The organism is Marisediminitalea lipolytica (assembly GCF_001758465.1).
In the GTDB taxonomy this organism is placed as follows: Bacteria; Pseudomonadota; Gammaproteobacteria; order Enterobacterales; family Alteromonadaceae; genus Alteromonas; species Alteromonas lipolytica.
This window is the reverse complement of the sequence record NZ_MJIC01000020.1, coordinates 1-15,692: the sequence shown is the minus strand read 5'-3', so window position 1 is coordinate 15,692 and position 15,692 is coordinate 1. Positions and strand designations below refer to the sequence as shown.

Below are 15,692 nucleotides of genomic sequence, written 5' to 3'. Positions count from 1 at the left end.
ATGCCGGTCCATAGGTTGACCGGCATGCCATAAAATTACCGGTATAACTGGATTAATTTGCCCTGGCCCCGCCGTTTACTGGTCGTCAGTTCAGGTTTGCCACAATCGTTCCCGGGTTATATTCAGGTTTTGCCCGAGAGGAAATAATGCGCAAGCAGCTCGTCTTTTTGGTGATTTTTATCACCCTGCAAATTATTTATGCAGTGAGGTCATATCCCTGGGATCTTACCAGTGGTCTGTTGTTGACGGCCGGTCTGATCATTGCTGTATTACAGCTGAAATATGGCGTTTTCAAGGTTAAGCACAGCGCCACCAGCTAGCAGCTTATGCGGGGGTGATATGACCAAGGAGTATTTGTGTGATACTGGCCAGCGTCTGCTTAAAAAAATCGGTATCGTTAAGATCTTTACCCGTTACTGCCTTAACCTGGACGCTGAAATCGGCGTAATGCTGGGTAACAGCCCAAATGCTGAATAGCAGGTGATAGGGGTCAGTCTCGTTAAGCTGGCCCTGAGCAACCCAGGCTTTGATCACCTGCACCTTATTCTCTACCAGCTGACAGAGCGGAGACTCCAGCTCGTTCAGCAACAGTGGTGCGCCCTGAACAACTTCCATACAGAACAACTTGGACTCGGCCGGTTTATCCCGCGACAAAGTGAGTTTGTATTCGATGTAGTGAGTCAGGGTCGCGATGGCATTCTTTTCTTCTGAAAAAGCATGCAATGGGGTTAACCAAACTTGCAGCAGGTGGTTGATGACATCCAGGTAAAGCTGCTCCTTACTGGCAAAATAGTAAAGCAAATTGGTTTTTGACACCTTTGCCAATTTGGCGATTTGCTCAACGCTGGTGCCGTTAACGCCGTGTTGGGAAAATAAAGTAATTGCCGCTGACATTACCCGGTCGCGTTTATCCTGCAGTGCCTTTTCGCGTTTTTTCCGCGTAGCCGGGCTAAATACTCGCGGTGTTTTGGCGGCGGCCCTGGGCTTACTTTCTGCTGGCGAATTCATGGCGATTAGTTCCCGTTAATGTTGTGTTACCCAATCCCTGCACTCTGGTGAATATTGCACCAGTTGAGTTCAATTCAGTCAATTTTCTCGCTCCAAATTAGACCAGTTAGTCCGATTTGAAAATGGCTTATTTTTTAACCTATTGAAATTGTTGATAAATAAATGTTGGCTCACTTTATGCCTGAGTGAATTGTAACCAACGTTAAAGCTGGGCTGAGCAACATTGCGTCAATACACCCGGTTTGCAACCTGACAAAATAGGGAGAAGTAACATGGATATTGGTGTTTTTATTCCAATTGGTAACAATGGCTGGCTGATTTCAAAAACCTCACCACAGTACAAACCCAGCTTCGACTTAAACAAAGAAATCGTGCTGAAAGCAGAAAGCTACGGCCTGGATTTTGCGCTCTCTATGATAAAGCTGCGAGGCTTCGGCGGTGAAACGGAGTTTTGGGATTACAACCTTGAATCATTTACCCTGATGGCCGGACTTGCCGCAGTGACGTCGAAAATTCAGCTGTATGCCACAGCCCCTACGCTGGTGTTGCCGCCTGCCATTATGGCGCGCATGGCCACTACCATTGATTCTATTTCCAATGGCCGTTTCGGAGTAAACCTGGTTACCGGCTGGCAACGGCCAGAGTATTCACAAATGGGTATGTGGCCGGGCGATCAGTTCTTTGGTAACCGCTATGAATACCTTGAAGAATACATCACGGTAGTTAAAGAACTGTGGGAAACCGGCCAGAGTGATTTTAAAGGTGAGCATTTCCAAATGGATGATTGCCGTATGTTGCCCAAGCCATCGCGGGATATTCCGATTATCTGCGCAGGTCAAAGTGCCGCTGGTATGGCATTCAGTGCCAAACATGCCGACTATAACTTCTGCTTTGGTAAAGGCGTGAATACCCCAACCGCGTTCGCGCCTACCGCTGAACGCTTAATTGAGGCGGCTGATCAAGCCGGTCGCAAGGTTGATTCTGCTGTGCTCATCATGGTTATTGCCGATGAAACCGACGACAAAGCCATGGCCAAATGGCAGCTGTATAAAGACGGCAAGGATCAGACCGCGCTCGACTGGATGACCGAGCAGGGCGCGGCGGATAAAACCTCCGGTAAAGACACCAACGTGCGTGATATGACCAATCCGACATCGGCGGTTAACCTGAATATGGGTACGCTGGTGGGCTCTTATGCCTCGGTTGCCGCCATGTTAGATGAGATTGCCACCGTACCAGGCTGTGGCGGTGTGTTACTTACCTTTGATGACTTCTTAAAAGGTATGGATGACTTTGGCACCAAAATTCAACCATTGATGAAATCCCGCGAGCATGTTGTCTCGGCAGCAGGAGCAGCATAATGGTAGCTAAAGAAACCTTTGCAGTCTCGGGTTACTTTCAATCTGTTGCCCCTGTTGACAGCCAGACGCCGGTATTACCGGCCAGGCCAGAACCCCTGGCGTTAGATCCAAGCAAAACCGCAGTCATTGTGGTGGATTTACAAAACGCTTACTCCAGCAAAGAAGGCTATCTGGATAAGGCCGGGTTTGATGTGTCCACTACCGGCCCGGTTATCGCCAACACCTTAAAAGTACTGAGCAGCGCGCGTAAAGCCGGGATGCCCGTGGTGTTTTTCCAGAACGGTTGGGACAGCGAATATAAAGAAGCCGGCGGCCCGGGTTCACCCAACTGGTATAAATCCAACGCCCTTAAAACCATGCGCAAGGAGCCCGAGTTAATGGGCACCATGCTGGCCAAAGGCACCTGGGACTATGATTTGGTGGACGAGCTTAAACCTCAGCCGGGCGACATCGTTATCCCCAAAACCCGCTACGGCGGCTTTTACAACACCAACCTCGACAGCATGTTGCGCAGCCGCGGTATTCGTAATCTGGTGTTTACCGGCATTGCTACCAATGTTTGCGTGGAGTCGACGCTGCGCGATGGCTTCTTTCTGGAATATTTTGGCGTGGTACTGGCTGATGCTACCCATCAGGCCGGCCCGCCGGAAATTCAGCAGGCATCGCTGTTTAATATCGAAACCTTTTTTGGCTGGGTATCCAGCGTTAACGAATTCTGTGAATTGTTTCCGTCCTAGCGGATATCACCACAACAATAAGGAAATTTATAATGGGTAAAAAAGCAATCATTCCAGCCGGCACCAGCGTGCCTATCGCTCCGTTTGTGCCCGGCACGGTAGGTGTTGGCGCTGATGTGCTCTACGTTTCCGGTACGCTGCCGTTCGATGAAAACAACGATGTGGTGCATGTGGGCGACGCCGAAGCGCAAACCCGCCATGTACTGGAAACTATTAAAAGCGTGGTGGAAGAAGCGGGCGGCACCATGGACGACGTGACCTTTAACTCCATTTTCATTACCGACTGGGATAATTATGCCGCGGTGAATAAAGTGTACGCCGAGTACTTTCCCGGTGAAAAGCCAGCGCGATATTGCATTAAGGTCAGCCTGGTTAAACCCGAAGCCCTGATTGAAATAGCCAGCGTCGCGCACATAGGTTAGCCCATGTATTTTGAATGGCATGGCAGTGCCAACCCCAATGCCCCCGTAGTGGTCTGCAGCTCTGGTCTTGGCGGCGCGGCGCAGTTCTGGTCGCCGCAGCTTAAGGCGCTGAGCGCTGACTATCGCGTTTTGCTCTACGACCATAAAGGCACCGGGCGCAGCCCCGCGCCTTTACCGGACGATTACACTATTGCGCAAATGGCAGAAGAGTTACTCAGCCTGCTGGTGAGTTTGGCGGTTTCGCGCTGCCACTTTATCGGCCATGCGCTTGGCGGGCTGGTGGGTTTACGTATGGCTTATGTTAAGCCATCCCTGTTCGATAGCCTGATACTGATTAATGCCTGGGCCAGCGCTAATCCGCATACGCTGCGTTGCTTTGCCATTCGTAAGTCAATTCTGGCTAACTGCGAGGCATCTGTCTTTCTGAAAATGCAGTCACTGCTGCTGTACCCGCCTGACTATATTGCAGAACATGCCGACTTACTGGAGCAGGAAGAAGCGCGGCATGAAGCGCACTTTCCGGACAAAACCAATCTGCTTGCACGCATCAGTGCACTGAGCATGTTTGATATGCAGGCGCAGTTACCAGAAATTAATACGCCAATTCTGGTGCTGGCCAATAAGGATGATGCGCTGGTGCCATGGCAACAATCAAAAGTGTTGGCAGACGGACTGCCACATGGCCAGCTTCATCTTTGTGATTATGGTGGTCATGCTTCAACGGTGACCACGCCCGACAAGATAAACACCATTTTACTGGACTACCTGAATCAAGCGACACGGAAGCATTAATATGACCAAACCCTTATCTGACGATGCCTTAGCCCAGCTTTTTACCGAGGCGCACACCCATACTACCTGGCTTGACAAAGCTATTCCCGACACACTGATAAAACAGCTTTATGAACTGACCAAATTAGGCCCGACGTCGGCTAACTGTTGCCCTGCGCGTTTTGTATTTGTGAGCTCGGAGGAAGGGAAGGCAAAACTCAAACCCTGCCTTTCCAGCGGTAATGTTGGCCAGACCATGAGTGCGCCCTGTACCGTGATCGTGGCTTACGATGCCGAGTTTTATGAGGAATTACCCACGTTGTTCCCCTATGCGGATGCGAAAAGCTGGTTTACCTCAAGCCCTGAGGCAGCCTATGAAACCGCCATGCGTAACAGTAGCTTACAAGGCGGATACCTGATGTATGCCGCCAGAGCATTAGGACTGGATACCGGTGCAATGTCGGGCTTTAACCCAGAGTTATTAAACGAAACCTTTTTTGCCGACACCACCTGGAGGGTGAATTTCCTGGTCAATATCGGCTACGGCGATGGTGAGAAAGTGCATAAACGCCTGCCACGCCTTAGTTTCGAAAAAGCCTGTTATGTCATGTAAGTGGGTAAATCAGTGCAATCACCTAATAAACCAATAACAAGGACAATTTTATGAGTTCATTGGCAATGGAGCAAAGCGCTAGCCAAAACAGTGCCAGTTGTGTATCCCCTGAAGCATTTCGTGAGGGGATGGCAGGCCTTGCCGGGGCGGTCAATATTGTGACTACCGTTGGCCCCGAGGGTTACGCTGGTTTTACGGCTACCGCAGTATGCAGTGTCAGCGATAATCCGGCAACGCTGCTGGTATGTTTAAACCGCAGTGCGTCGGTGCATAAGGTATTTAAGCAGGCTGATGTACTGGCTATCAACACGCTGCGAGATGGCCAGGATGGTTTATCCAATCTCTTTGGTGGCAAAGCGCCTATGGCTGACCGGTTTAGTCAGGGAGACTGGCAAACATTAACCACCGGCGCGCCGGTGCTGGCAGATGCCGCGGTTACCTTTGATTGCGTCATTAGCGAAATGAAAAGTGTGGCCACGCATGACGTAATTTTTTGTCAGGTGGTTGCCATTAAACAGCAACCCAACGCAGGCGCGCTGTTGTATCACCAGCGTGGTTACTATCAGGTAGCGGGAGCCACTTTAGCAGGAACCAGCGAATAATATGAACAATGGGAACACGATGAAGGTGGTTGGCCATTTTATTAATGGCGAAACCTGTATACCGGAAGGGCGTTTACAAGACGTATTTAATCCTTCCACAGGACAAGCTGAGAAACAGGTGTTACTGGCCAGTGAATTTACCGTAAAAGATGCCATCACCGTCGCCCAAAGCGCATTTTCAGCCTGGCGCAATACGCCGGTAAACAAGCGGGCACAGGTGATGTTTCGTTTTAAGGCTTTACTGGAAGAACACGCCGACACCATTATCGAATTAATCGGGCAGGAGCATGGCAAAATTGCCCACGACGCGGCCGGTGAATTGCAGCGCGGTATCGAAAATGTGGAATACGCCTGCGGCGCACCACAATTGCTAAAGGGCGAGCACAGCAAAAACGTCGGGCCGGGCATAGATGCCTGGAGTGAATTTCAACCGCTAGGGGTAGTGGCGGGTATCACGCCATTTAACTTTCCGGCCATGGTGCCGCTATGGATGTTTCCGCTGGCTATCGCCTGCGGCAATACCTTTATATTAAAACCTTCAGAACGAGCCCCCAGTTGTGCCATTTATCTGGCCAGTTTGCTTAAACAAGCCGGCTTGCCCGATGGTGTATTCAACGTGGTCAACGGCGATAAAGTCGCAGTGGATACGCTGTTATGTGATGAACGAATTAATGCTGTGAGCTTTGTGGGTTCTACGCCTGTTGCTGAATACATCTATGCCACCGCGAACCAGAATGGTAAGCGTTGCCAGGCGTTAGGCGGTGCGAAAAATCACGCCATTGTGATGCCGGATGCCGATGTGGATAACGCCGTTAATCAGCTGTTGGGGGCGGCTTTTGGTTCATCCGGCGAGCGCTGTATGGCCTTATCCGTGGTTGTTGCCGTTGGCGATAAGATAGCCGATCAACTGGTGGACAAACTGCAAACCGCCATGCTGGATCTTAAGGTTGGTGCCTTTGATAATCCTGAGAATGACTTTGGGCCGCTGATCAGCAAAGCGCATCAAAACAAAGTAGAAGGCCATATTACCCACGCCGGGCAACAAGGAGCCGCTATTGTGGTGGATGGTCGCGGTACCAGCGTTGCTGATCACGAACAAGGCTTTTACGTGGGCGCCACATTAATCGACCGGGTTACCCCTGATATGGACAGCTACAAAGAAGAAATATTTGGCCCCGTGCTACAGGTGCTGCGGGTGGAGAGTATGCAAGCGGCCATGGCGCTCATTAATGCTCATGAATATGGGAATGGTACCTGTATTTTTACCCGGGATGGCGAGGCGGCTAGGTACTTTTCTGATCATATTGAAGTGGGTATGGTAGGAATAAACGTCCCCTTGCCAGTTCCGGTTGCCTATCACAGCTTTGGTGGCTGGAAGCGTTCGTTATTTGGCGATTTGCATGCCTACGGCCCCGATGGGGTGCGGTTTTACACCAAACGCAAAACCATTACGCAGCGCTGGCCATCAAGCGGTGTACGCGAAGGCGTGAGTTTTTCGTTTCCAAGTTAACTAAACCTACACACCGGGAGAGCGGCTATGTCGGACACCAATAAACCTGCCACCTTTGATGTTGACTTATGGAATGAGGACTTAGCGCCAACCACAGCCGAACAGCGCACCTGGCGCTGGACCCATTATGCCTCGCTGTGGATTGCCATGGTGGTTTGCGTACCTACCTATATGCTGGCAGCCGGCCTTGTATCGGAAGGCATGAACTGGTGGCAGGCAGTAATAACGGTGCTGCTGGGTAATGTGATTGTGTTGCTGCCCATGCTGTTAATTGGCCATGCCGGGGCCAAATACGGCGTGCCCTTTCCGGTTTTACTGCGCTCGTCTTTTGGTACGGTAGGAGCGCGAATTCCGGCACTTGCCAGAGGGCTGGTGGCCTGTGGCTGGTTTGGCATTCAAACCTGGGTAGGCGGCTCGGCGATTTATGTGATACTGCGTTCTTTTATCGGCGACGACATCGCTTCAGCAGCGCTGCCGCTGCTGGGCATTGATATCATTCAAACCCTGTGCTTTGTGGCATTCTGGCTGCTTCATCTGGTATTTATTAAATTCGGGACTGAGTCAATTAAAGGGCTGGAAACCTACGCCGCCCCGTTTTTAATTGCGATGGGGTTAGCACTCCTGGCCTGGGCTTATGTGCAGGCGGGTGGTTGGGGGGAAATGCTCTCTGCTCCTTCTCAGTTTGCGGCAGGAGGCGAAAAAGCCGGGCAGTTTTTCTCTGTCTTTGTCGCCGGGCTTACGGCTATGGTGGGCTTTTGGGCGACCATGGCGTTAAACATTCCGGACTTCACCCGCTTTGCTCAATCGCAAAAAGACCAGATGCTGGGGCAGGCCATTGGCTTGCCGCTACCCATGGCTTTGTTTGCCTTTATTGGCGTAGCGGTAACCTCGTCAACAGTAACTATCTACGGTGAAGCGATTTGGGATCCGGTAGTATTGGCCGGCAAAATGGGCGGCGTAGGCATAGTGCTGGCCCTTGCGGCGCTTGCCCTGGCAACGCTCACCACCAATCTTGCCGCTAATCTGGTAGCGCCAGCCTATGGCTTTTCTAATCTCAGGCCGCAGTACATCAGTTTTAAGCAGGGCGGTTATATTACGGCAGGTATCGGTATTGCGATTTTCCCGTGGAAATTATTAGAAACCGCAGGCGGCTATTTGTTTACCTGGCTGTTAGGTTACTCTGCCTTGTTGGGGCCGATTGCCGGGATATTAATCTCCGATTATTTTCTGCTAAGAAAATGCCAGCTTGATGTGGCCACGCTCTTTCAGCATCAGGATAAAACGGGGCAGAGCCAGCGCTGGAATGTGGCTGGCATTGCAGCATTGATAGTAGGCATTTTGCCGAACCTACCTGGATTTCTGGTGGCGGTTGGGGCAATAAGCGATGTGCCGGCAATATTTAACACGCTTTATGCCTATGCATGGTTTGTGGGATTGTTGGTGGCTGCAGGTGTTTATTTGCTGTTAATGACTTTGCTGCGCCGTGTCGAACACACTAACGCTGATGCATTAAAACTGTAAACATCCCATTCGGCGGCCAAATAAAGTAAACTTGCGCCTGTTTCAGTTTTTACAGGACGGTTTCCGTGGCCTTACAGTGGTTTCCGGGGCATATGCACAAAGCCCTCAAAGAAATAAAAGAGTCGATCAGTCAGATTGATATTCTGATTGAAGTGCTTGATGCACGTATTCCTTATTCCAGCGAAAACCCGGAAATCGCAAAGATCAGAGGTGACAAGCCGGTTCTTAAAATCCTCAATAAGTTTGATTTGGCAGACCCCGAACTCACCGAGCGGTGGCAGGCTTATCTGGAAAGTGAGCGCGGTGTAAAAACGATTACTACCACTACTGACAACCCGGCAAACAGCAAACAAATTATTAAGATGATTCAGACGATTTGTGCGCAAAAGCATGCCTCGGTGAAGTCCATTAATGCCATGATTACGGGTATTCCTAATGTGGGGAAATCAACGCTGATCAATATTCTGGCTGAACGGGTTATCGCTAAAACCGGTAATGAACCGGCAGTGACGAAATCTCAACAGCGCATTAATCTGGGCGGCGGCGTAGTGCTGTTCGATACGCCAGGTGTATTGTGGCCTAAGCTGGAAAACCCCAATTCGATTTACCGGTTGGCTTCATCCGGTGCGGTAAAGAATACCGCCATGGAATACGACGATGTGGGCTTTTATGCCGCAGATTACCTTATAAAAGCTTACCCCGAAGCCATGAAAGCGCGCTTTAAGCTGGATGAGCTGCCGGATACTGAGCTGGAGTTTTTAGAAGCCGCGGCGAAAACCCGCGGGGCTAAAATGGCTGGTGGCAGAGTTAACCTGCATAAAATCTGCGAAATTCTGCTTAATGAATTGCAGTCCGGCAAATTAGGTCGCATTACCTTAGAAACGCCGGAAATGATCGAGCAGGAAAAAATCGAGATGGCAGAGGCTGCCGCTAAAAAAGCGGCCGATAAAGCTAAACGTAAACAGAAATTTAAAGAAGGTTCGCTTACCCCGGATAAAGTCGATCGCAAGGAAAAACGCGAAGAGAAACGTCAGGAACAAAGCCGCCGCATGAAGCAGCGTCGCCGCTAAAGGCTCAGTTTTACAAACTGGCCAGCGATAGCTGATAGGCGCAAATTCCCACTGCGCTGGCCAGGTTCAGCGATTCGATATTGCCGCTACCGTTAATGGTAAAAGCATCCGCATTGGTGTTTTTCAACGCCTCAATGGGCACGCCGCGGGCCTCATTGCCAAACAAATAGCAGGGATAGGCTGCAAAAGCGCTGTCAGTAATGCTGTTGCCATTTAAATCCAGATAGGCAAATCGGTCATAGCGCGCTTCCAGTTGCGCTAGTGAGACATCGAGTTCAATGGGTAAATGAAAAATTGCCCCCATGCTGGCGCGCACTGCTTTAGAGTTAAATGGGTCGACGCTGTTTGGGCTTAGTAACAGGCGGAAGCCGTTAAACCAGGCTAGCGAGCGCAAAATAGTCCCCAGATTCCCGGGGTCCTGCACTTCATGCAGGTAGATGCTGCGCACCGGTGAGTCGGCAGGCTGGTCTATCGTCGCGGCGGGTATCGGCACTTTGGCAATCACTCCTTGTGGGGTTTTGGTGTCACTCAGCAAGGCCATTTGCCGTTCCGACACCGTGATAACCTCAAAGCGCTTGTCCAGCTCAATACCCCGGGCCTGCCATGCATCGGTAACGTAAACCGTGATGGCCTGATGCATTAGCGGTGAGCGTTGTAATTCCTGGATAAGATGTTCGCCTTCCACTAAATAAAAGCCAAACTGCGATCGGTATTTTTTTTGATGCAGTTTTTTTACGTCATCTAATTTCATGGTGCAGGCGGTTCCGGAATTTAAGGGGCTATAAGTGCTAATCAGATGCGCATTGTAGCTTGTAAATGCCACGAAGTCAGGTGAGCCGTGAAGTTTGTTAGCGGCTCAGATTTGCAAATATGGCGCGCCGGATTACAATGGACGCCGATTTTGAACCAGCAACATAAGAGTAGATATGGCCCGCTCGAAAACCAGCAAAAAATGGATGGAAGAACACGTCAACGATCCTTACGTGAAAAAGGCGCAGTCTGACGGTTACCGTTCGCGGGCCAGCTATAAGCTGATCGAAATTAACGAAAAGGACAAACTGTTTCGCGCAGGCAGTGTGGTGATGGATTTGGGCTCGGCGCCGGGGGGCTGGTCGCAGATCGTTGCGCCGGTGGTGGGTGAACGTGGTCGGGTGATTGCCTCGGATATTCTGCCCATGGACAGCATCATTGGTGTTGATTTTATTCAGGGCGACTTTACCGATGAGGCGGTGTACAACCAAATTTTAGCGGTGCTGGGGGATGATCGCGTCGATGTGGTGATTTCAGATATGGCCCCTAACATGAGTGGTGTTAATACCACTGATCAGTATGCGTCGATGTATCTGGTAGAACTGGCGCTGGATATGGCGCGTAACGTACTGCAACCGGGCGGAAGCTTTTGCGCGAAGGTGTTCCAGGGCGTCGGCTACGAAGAGTATGTCAAAGACGTGCGCTCGTCATTTAACAAGGTTATTGTAAGAAAACCTGCTGCATCACGCCCCCGTTCACGGGAAGTTTATCTGGTGGCGACCGGATTTAAGGGCTGATACCTGCCCTTAGCGTTCCAGCAACGGCAGTTTATCGGGTACGCCGTTCCAGCTGTCAGCATCTTCTGGTGGCGCAATCACTTCGGTAATATTGGGCCACTGCTGGCACAGTTCGGCATTAATCGCCAGATAAGGCTGTTGCTCTTCGGTTAACTGCGTGTCCTGAAATATGGCCTCAGCCGGACACTCTGGCACACATAACGCGCAATCAATACACAGCGCGGGATCAATAGCCAGAAAGTTTGGCCCCTCAAAAAATGCATCTACCGGACAGACTGCCACACAGTCGGTATATTTACATTTTACGCAGTTGTCAGTTACTACAAAGGTCATGGTTAGCCCGGCATTGAATGAAATTAGTCGGATTATAAGGGTTATGACGCCCGATCAAAAGACAAATACCGGTGAATAACTACCGGATTTAAAGCAACTGCATTACACTATACGCCGCTTTGACAGACAGGCTGTCCAGCCAATCAGGATCCTCACTTATGCTTCGTTTAACTGATATAAAACTCCCTCTTGACCATGATGATTCAGCGCTTCCCCAGGCTATTTTACAAAAGCTTGGTGTTCCGGCTGAACAGTTGCTTGATATTAGTGTGTTTAAGCGTGGTTACGATGCCCGCAATAAACGGGATATACAGTTAATTTACACGGTTGATGTCGAGGTGAACGGGCAGGATGAACTGCTTGAGAAGTTTGCTAAAGATACACAGGTTAGGTTAACGCCGGACATGACTTATAAGTTTGTAGCCCAGGCTCCGGAAAACTTAAATCATCGCCCGGTAGTGGTGGGCCTTGGTCCTTGCGGTATATTTGCAGCGTTGATACTGGCCCAGATGGGTTATAAACCTATTGTGCTGGAACGGGGTAAAGCGGTACGTGAACGCACTAAGGATACCTTCGGCTTCTGGCGGAAGCAGCCCCTTAACCCCGAATCCAACGTACAGTTTGGTGAAGGCGGAGCCGGGACCTTTTCTGACGGCAAGCTTTACAGTCAGGTAAAAGATCGCAAGCACTACGGGCGTAAAGTGCTGCATGAGTTTGTTGCCGCCGGTGCTCCAGAAGAAATTCTGTATGTCAGCAAGCCGCACATCGGCACCTTTAAACTGGTCAGTATGGTTGAAAAAATGCGCCAGCAGATTATCGACCTTGGTGGCGAAATTCGCTTTTCTACCCGGGTCGAAAAGCTCGACCTGGAAGGTGAAAACGGCGAATTTACCCTAAAGGGACTGTATTTATCGGACGGTGAATATCTGGCCTGTAAGCAGGTTATTCTGGCATTGGGGCACAGCGCCCGTGATACTTTCCAGAGTCTCTACGATCAAGGCGTCTACATCGAAGCAAAACCCTTTTCCATCGGTTTTCGCATCGAGCACGAACAGAGCATGATTGACCAGTGCCGGTTTGGCGATAACGCGGGCAATCCTATTCTTGGTGCGGCGGATTACAAATTAGTTCACCACTGCAAAAATGGGCGCACGGTATACAGTTTCTGTATGTGCCCCGGCGGGACCGTGGTGGCCGCAGCATCAGAACCAGGCCGGGTAGTAACCAATGGCATGAGTCAGTATTCCCGTCATGAGCGCAATGCTAACAGCGCTATTGTGGTAGGTATTACGCCTGAACAGGATTATCCGGGGCATCCGCTGGCAGGCATCGAATTACAACGTCGTCTGGAAGAAATGGCCTATCAGGCCGGGGGTGAAAACTATAATGCACCGGGTCAGTTGATTGGCGATTTTCTTGCCGGTAAACCCAGCCATGAACTGGGCGAAGTCACACCGTCTTATACCCCGGGCGTTACCCTGACAGACCTGAGTAAAGTCGTGCCTGATTATGTAAGCGAAGCTATTCGCGAGGCGATTCCCGCGTTTGATCGTCAGATTAAAGGGTTTGCCAAAGCGGATGGTACGCTTACTGGCGTAGAAACCCGAACTTCGTCGCCGGTTTGTATTAAGCGCGGTAAAGATTATCAAAGCATCAATGTTAAAGGGCTCTATCCGGCGGGAGAAGGGGCGGGTTATGCCGGTGGTATCTGGTCAGCCGGGATTGACGGGATCCGCGTAGCCGAAGCCTTAGCCATGGCTTTTGATAACCAGGCCTGATGCATGGTTATCGCTTTAGAGCCGGGCAGCTGAAACCCTTGTAGCTACATGCCTTTGGTGTGTAGCCAAAGGGTAAACTGCTCAAGTAAGCCTACCGAGGTAGTGCCTTTTCGGCCTGTTGCAAAGCCATGCTCGCCTTTTTCGTAAGCATGCAACTCTACGGGTATCGCCTGATTTTTCCACGCCTCCACAATACCAAAGCCATTAGTACTGAATAGCCCGTTGTCCATTGCTATCGCGGTAAAAAGTGGTGGCGCATTGGCTGGGACTTCCATAGTGTCCATAGGGCCGTAAATATAGCCCAGAAAGGCCGGACGGTTGTCAGTATTGGCGACAGAGGCTGCCAGAGTAGTCATTGCACCGGCTGAAAATCCCAGCCTGCAACAGCAGCCACGGCAATAATAATCAGAAGGGGGACAAGCAGCATCTTCTTGTTCATATAAGCTCCGAAAAATTCAGCGGGCAGGTCTTAACCGATGATCTCACTCGTTGATAGCAGAGAGATATAAAAGGTAAATTTCCCTCGTGGCAGCAATTATAGCGACCATAAGCGCAGTACCGTGAAGGGTATTGTTTTTTATTTTAATAAATATTGATATAGGTTAAAGCTGAGCGTGCTGGAATTTGGAGTAAATTTCAGGGGAGGATTCAAACCGCAAATAACCGGAAGAGATCGTATCGGTTGCTATTTATCTTTATGAAATTAAAACAAATAAAGACTGGTGAATCGTTCGGTTTGTTTCTACACTGGCGATGAATCAATCAGACTCGTAGTAAACAAGGAAGTAAAAAAATGAAACTCATTATCACACCATGCTCCACGTTTTTGTTGTTTAGCGCTGCCTCTTTTTCAACGCTTGTGAATGCCAGTGTGGAATCCAACCATATGTTTGCTGACAAGGTTGTTTATGTTCCACAAGAGCAGATTGTTGTGACGCTAAAAGCAAACTTGCCAGAGATTGCCGCTAATGCGTGGATTGGCATCATCCCTGCCGACATTGCACACGGCGATGAAGCAACTAACGATAGCCATGATTTGCAATACCGCTACGTGCGCGACCAGAAAGACCATGTTTTGTTTTTTACTGCACCGGAAAACGACGGAATTTATACACTACGGTTTAATGACACAGACACCAATGGTAAAGAAATCGATTACCTTACATTTGAAGTTAACCGCCAGTCCTGGATTGAAAACAGCCAGCTAAAAACGGATAAGCGTATTTACCATCCTGATGAGCCTGTGGTTGTCTCTTTTGGTGTGCCAGGGAATTTTACAGAACGTGGATGGGTTGGCTTGATCCCAAGCGCTGTAGAGCATGGTTCTTCCAGTGTAAATGACCAGCACGATTTAGCTTACCAATATACCCGTAAGGAAAAATCCGGCGAGTTTACCTTTGCCGCGCCTTACAAAACTGGTAAGTATGACTTTCGCTTAAATGACAAGGAAGGCGCTGCCGGAATAGAAGTCGCCAGTGTTACATTTACCGTTTCTGTGGATCCCTGGCTTGAACAGATCCGGTTCAAAGCGGACAAAGCATTTTATTCTCCTGGCGAACCCGTCCTGATTTCCTACTCGGTACCCGATACAGTGAAAGATTCGGCCTACTTTGCTATCGTCCCCTCAGATGTACCTCACGTAGATGAGCGAACGGTAGATAGTCATGATGTCAGTTATAAGAAAATCGACCGTAAGTATCAGTCTACATTGCAAATGTCGGCCCCATCCAAGCCCGGTACGTATGATGTGAGGTTTCAGGACAACGATAGCAATGGCTACGAGTTAGGCTATGTGTCCTTTACTGTCAGGGCCATTGAAAAATAAGTCCTAAAAAATAATCCCTAAAAACACCTAAGCCCGATAGCGATCGGGCTTTATGTGACCGGTCGCGAAGCGACAGAACACCACGGGTTTACCCGTGGATGAATGAGTCCGAGGCCTGTATGCTACGAAGATGGAAGTTCGAGTCTCATCACATGGTCTATATAGACTTCAATATCACGTCGTCTGGGTAACCAAATACAGGCGTCGGATACTGAAGCCTTTCGTCGTGGAGTATTTGCGCAAAGTGTTGCCGAAGCTGCTTCGAAGTATGCCCGGCGTAACGATAGAGCGAATGGGCTTTGATAATGACCATATGCACATGTTGATGGTCATTCCACCGAAATACTCGATAGCAGAAGTGATGGGTAAACTCAAAGCCCAGTCAGCGTCAAACATGAGAAAGACATTCAAATGGCTAGGAAAGGTCTATTGGAATGAAAATATTGTTTGGTCGCCGGGTTACTTTGTAAGCAGCGTAGGCTTAGACGAGCACACAATACGGAACTACGTTGAGCATCAAGGTCGGAAGGATTCAGATCAGCTCCGAATGGAGCTGTAACAGAAAGAACCCCGGGCATGCCCGGGGGAATCTAT

18 protein-coding genes are annotated in these 15,692 nt (G+C 49.8%); 14 read left to right on the top strand and 4 right to left on the bottom strand.

Features of this window, described 5'->3' with window-relative positions; all coding sequences use genetic code 11:
• Positions 1 to 146: 146 nt before the first annotated feature.
• Positions 147 to 320: a hypothetical protein gene (locus BFC17_RS22680; protein WP_175439612.1), complete on the top strand. Its 174-nt coding sequence runs from the start codon at positions 147 to 149 to the stop codon at positions 318 to 320.
• Between the two features lie 4 nt (positions 321 to 324).
• On the opposite strand, the gene rutR is transcribed toward BFC17_RS22680, so the two are convergent.
• A complete protein-coding gene (rutR, locus tag BFC17_RS21125; RefSeq protein WP_070178514.1) occupies positions 325 to 1,008 on the bottom strand; it encodes an HTH-type transcriptional regulator RutR in 684 nt (227 codons plus the stop codon).
• A 272-nt stretch (positions 1,009 to 1,280) separates the two neighbouring features.
• Here rutR and rutA point away from each other — a divergent pair, with 272 nt between their 5' ends.
• From rutA to ylqF, 9 genes are all read left to right on the top strand, one after another.
• Positions 1,281 to 2,369, top strand: a complete 1,089-nt coding sequence (gene rutA / locus BFC17_RS21120) for a pyrimidine utilization protein A (RefSeq protein WP_070178513.1) — start codon at positions 1,281 to 1,283, stop codon at positions 2,367 to 2,369.
• On the top strand, positions 2,369 to 3,106 hold the full coding sequence (gene rutB / locus BFC17_RS21115) for a pyrimidine utilization protein B (RefSeq protein ID WP_070178512.1): 738 nt from the start codon (positions 2,369 to 2,371) through the stop codon (positions 3,104 to 3,106). The genes rutA and rutB overlap by 1 nt, the downstream gene beginning before the upstream one ends.
• 32 nt (positions 3,107 to 3,138) lie before the next feature.
• A complete protein-coding gene (gene rutC / locus BFC17_RS21110; protein ID WP_070178511.1) occupies positions 3,139 to 3,528 on the top strand; it encodes a pyrimidine utilization protein C in 390 nt (129 codons plus the stop codon).
• 3 nt (positions 3,529 to 3,531) lie between these two features.
• Positions 3,532 to 4,320 carry a pyrimidine utilization protein D gene (gene rutD / locus BFC17_RS21105; RefSeq protein WP_070178510.1) on the top strand — a complete coding sequence of 263 codons (789 nt, stop codon included), beginning with the start codon at positions 3,532 to 3,534 and terminating at the stop codon, positions 4,318 to 4,320.
• A 1-nt stretch (position 4,321) separates the two neighbouring features.
• Positions 4,322 to 4,912, top strand: coding sequence for a malonic semialdehyde reductase (locus tag BFC17_RS21100; RefSeq protein WP_070178509.1), 591 nt, complete (start codon positions 4,322 to 4,324; stop codon positions 4,910 to 4,912).
• A gap of 50 nt (positions 4,913 to 4,962) precedes the next feature.
• Positions 4,963 to 5,514 (top strand): flavin reductase, encoded by a 552-nt coding sequence (locus tag BFC17_RS21095; RefSeq protein ID WP_229681117.1) that lies wholly within the window; start codon positions 4,963 to 4,965, stop codon positions 5,512 to 5,514.
• 19 nt (positions 5,515 to 5,533) lie between these two features.
• Positions 5,534 to 7,024, top strand: a complete 1,491-nt coding sequence (locus BFC17_RS21090) for a CoA-acylating methylmalonate-semialdehyde dehydrogenase (RefSeq protein WP_070178508.1) — start codon at positions 5,534 to 5,536, stop codon at positions 7,022 to 7,024.
• Positions 7,025 to 7,051: 27 nt separating this feature from the next.
• Complete coding sequence (locus BFC17_RS21085; protein ID WP_070178507.1) at positions 7,052 to 8,545, top strand: NCS1 family nucleobase:cation symporter-1; 1,494 nt, start codon at positions 7,052 to 7,054, stop codon at positions 8,543 to 8,545.
• A gap of 65 nt (positions 8,546 to 8,610) precedes the next feature.
• A complete protein-coding gene (gene ylqF / locus BFC17_RS21080) occupies positions 8,611 to 9,615 on the top strand; it encodes a ribosome biogenesis GTPase YlqF (RefSeq protein ID WP_070178506.1) in 1,005 nt (334 codons plus the stop codon).
• Positions 9,616 to 9,625: 10 nt separating this feature from the next.
• Here the strand turns inward: ylqF and BFC17_RS21075 are convergent, their stop codons facing one another.
• On the bottom strand, positions 9,626 to 10,366 hold the full coding sequence (locus tag BFC17_RS21075; RefSeq protein ID WP_070178505.1) for a TrmH family RNA methyltransferase: 741 nt from the start codon (positions 10,364 to 10,366) through the stop codon (positions 9,626 to 9,628).
• 175 nt (positions 10,367 to 10,541) lie between these two features.
• Between BFC17_RS21075 and rlmE the strand changes: the two genes are divergently transcribed.
• Positions 10,542 to 11,162 carry a 23S rRNA (uridine(2552)-2'-O)-methyltransferase RlmE gene (rlmE, locus tag BFC17_RS21070; protein WP_070178504.1) on the top strand — a complete coding sequence of 207 codons (621 nt, stop codon included), beginning with the start codon at positions 10,542 to 10,544 and terminating at the stop codon, positions 11,160 to 11,162.
• 9 nt (positions 11,163 to 11,171) lie between these two features.
• On the opposite strand, the gene fdxA is transcribed toward rlmE, so the two are convergent.
• Positions 11,172 to 11,495, bottom strand: coding sequence for a ferredoxin FdxA (gene fdxA, locus BFC17_RS21065; protein ID WP_070178503.1), 324 nt, complete (start codon positions 11,493 to 11,495; stop codon positions 11,172 to 11,174).
• Positions 11,496 to 11,653: 158 nt separating this feature from the next.
• On the opposite strand from fdxA, the gene BFC17_RS21060 reads away from it, so the two are divergent.
• Positions 11,654 to 13,273: an NAD(P)/FAD-dependent oxidoreductase gene (locus BFC17_RS21060; RefSeq protein ID WP_070178502.1), complete on the top strand. Its 1,620-nt coding sequence runs from the start codon at positions 11,654 to 11,656 to the stop codon at positions 13,271 to 13,273.
• A 44-nt stretch (positions 13,274 to 13,317) separates the two neighbouring features.
• Here BFC17_RS21060 and BFC17_RS21055 read toward each other — a convergent pair whose 3' ends face one another.
• Positions 13,318 to 13,629: an alpha/beta hydrolase family protein gene (locus BFC17_RS21055; protein ID WP_070178501.1), complete on the bottom strand. Its 312-nt coding sequence runs from the start codon at positions 13,627 to 13,629 to the stop codon at positions 13,318 to 13,320.
• A gap of 437 nt (positions 13,630 to 14,066) precedes the next feature.
• Here BFC17_RS21055 and BFC17_RS21050 point away from each other — a divergent pair, with 437 nt between their 5' ends.
• Together BFC17_RS21050 and tnpA are read left to right on the top strand one after the other, a co-directional pair.
• Complete coding sequence (locus BFC17_RS21050) at positions 14,067 to 15,098, top strand: hypothetical protein (protein WP_070178500.1); 1,032 nt, start codon at positions 14,067 to 14,069, stop codon at positions 15,096 to 15,098.
• Between the two features lie 130 nt (positions 15,099 to 15,228).
• Entirely contained in the window at positions 15,229 to 15,657 is a 429-nt protein-coding gene (gene tnpA, locus BFC17_RS21045; RefSeq protein WP_070174559.1) for an IS200/IS605 family transposase, read from the top strand.
• Positions 15,658 to 15,692: the final 35 nt, after the last annotated feature.

Excerpts from the sequence above, each read along its gene's own strand:
- BFC17_RS22680 (WP_175439612.1), top strand. The coding sequence starts at position 147 with ATGCGCAAGCAGCTCGTCTTTTTGGTGATTTTTATCACCCTGCAAATT.
- rutR (WP_070178514.1), bottom strand. The coding sequence starts at position 1,008 with ATGAATTCGCCAGCAGAAAGTAAGCCCAGGGCCGCCGCCAAAACACCG.
- rutA (WP_070178513.1), top strand. The coding sequence starts at position 1,281 with ATGGATATTGGTGTTTTTATTCCAATTGGTAACAATGGCTGGCTGATT.
- rutB (WP_070178512.1), top strand. The coding sequence starts at position 2,369 with ATGGTAGCTAAAGAAACCTTTGCAGTCTCGGGTTACTTTCAATCTGTT.
- rutC (WP_070178511.1), top strand. The coding sequence starts at position 3,139 with ATGGGTAAAAAAGCAATCATTCCAGCCGGCACCAGCGTGCCTATCGCT.
- rutD (WP_070178510.1), top strand. The coding sequence starts at position 3,532 with ATGTATTTTGAATGGCATGGCAGTGCCAACCCCAATGCCCCCGTAGTG.
- BFC17_RS21100 (WP_070178509.1), top strand. The coding sequence starts at position 4,322 with ATGACCAAACCCTTATCTGACGATGCCTTAGCCCAGCTTTTTACCGAG.
- BFC17_RS21095 (WP_229681117.1), top strand. The coding sequence starts at position 4,963 with ATGAGTTCATTGGCAATGGAGCAAAGCGCTAGCCAAAACAGTGCCAGT.
- BFC17_RS21090 (WP_070178508.1), top strand. The coding sequence starts at position 5,534 with ATGAAGGTGGTTGGCCATTTTATTAATGGCGAAACCTGTATACCGGAA.
- BFC17_RS21085 (WP_070178507.1), top strand. The coding sequence starts at position 7,052 with ATGTCGGACACCAATAAACCTGCCACCTTTGATGTTGACTTATGGAAT.
- BFC17_RS21075 (WP_070178505.1), bottom strand. The coding sequence starts at position 10,366 with ATGAAATTAGATGACGTAAAAAAACTGCATCAAAAAAAATACCGATCG.
- rlmE (WP_070178504.1), top strand. The coding sequence starts at position 10,542 with ATGGCCCGCTCGAAAACCAGCAAAAAATGGATGGAAGAACACGTCAAC.
- fdxA (WP_070178503.1), bottom strand. The coding sequence starts at position 11,495 with ATGACCTTTGTAGTAACTGACAACTGCGTAAAATGTAAATATACCGAC.
- BFC17_RS21060 (WP_070178502.1), top strand. The coding sequence starts at position 11,654 with ATGCTTCGTTTAACTGATATAAAACTCCCTCTTGACCATGATGATTCA.
- BFC17_RS21055 (WP_070178501.1), bottom strand. The coding sequence starts at position 13,629 with ATGACTACTCTGGCAGCCTCTGTCGCCAATACTGACAACCGTCCGGCC.
- BFC17_RS21050 (WP_070178500.1), top strand. The coding sequence starts at position 14,067 with ATGAAACTCATTATCACACCATGCTCCACGTTTTTGTTGTTTAGCGCT.
- tnpA (WP_070174559.1), top strand. The coding sequence starts at position 15,229 with ATGGAAGTTCGAGTCTCATCACATGGTCTATATAGACTTCAATATCAC.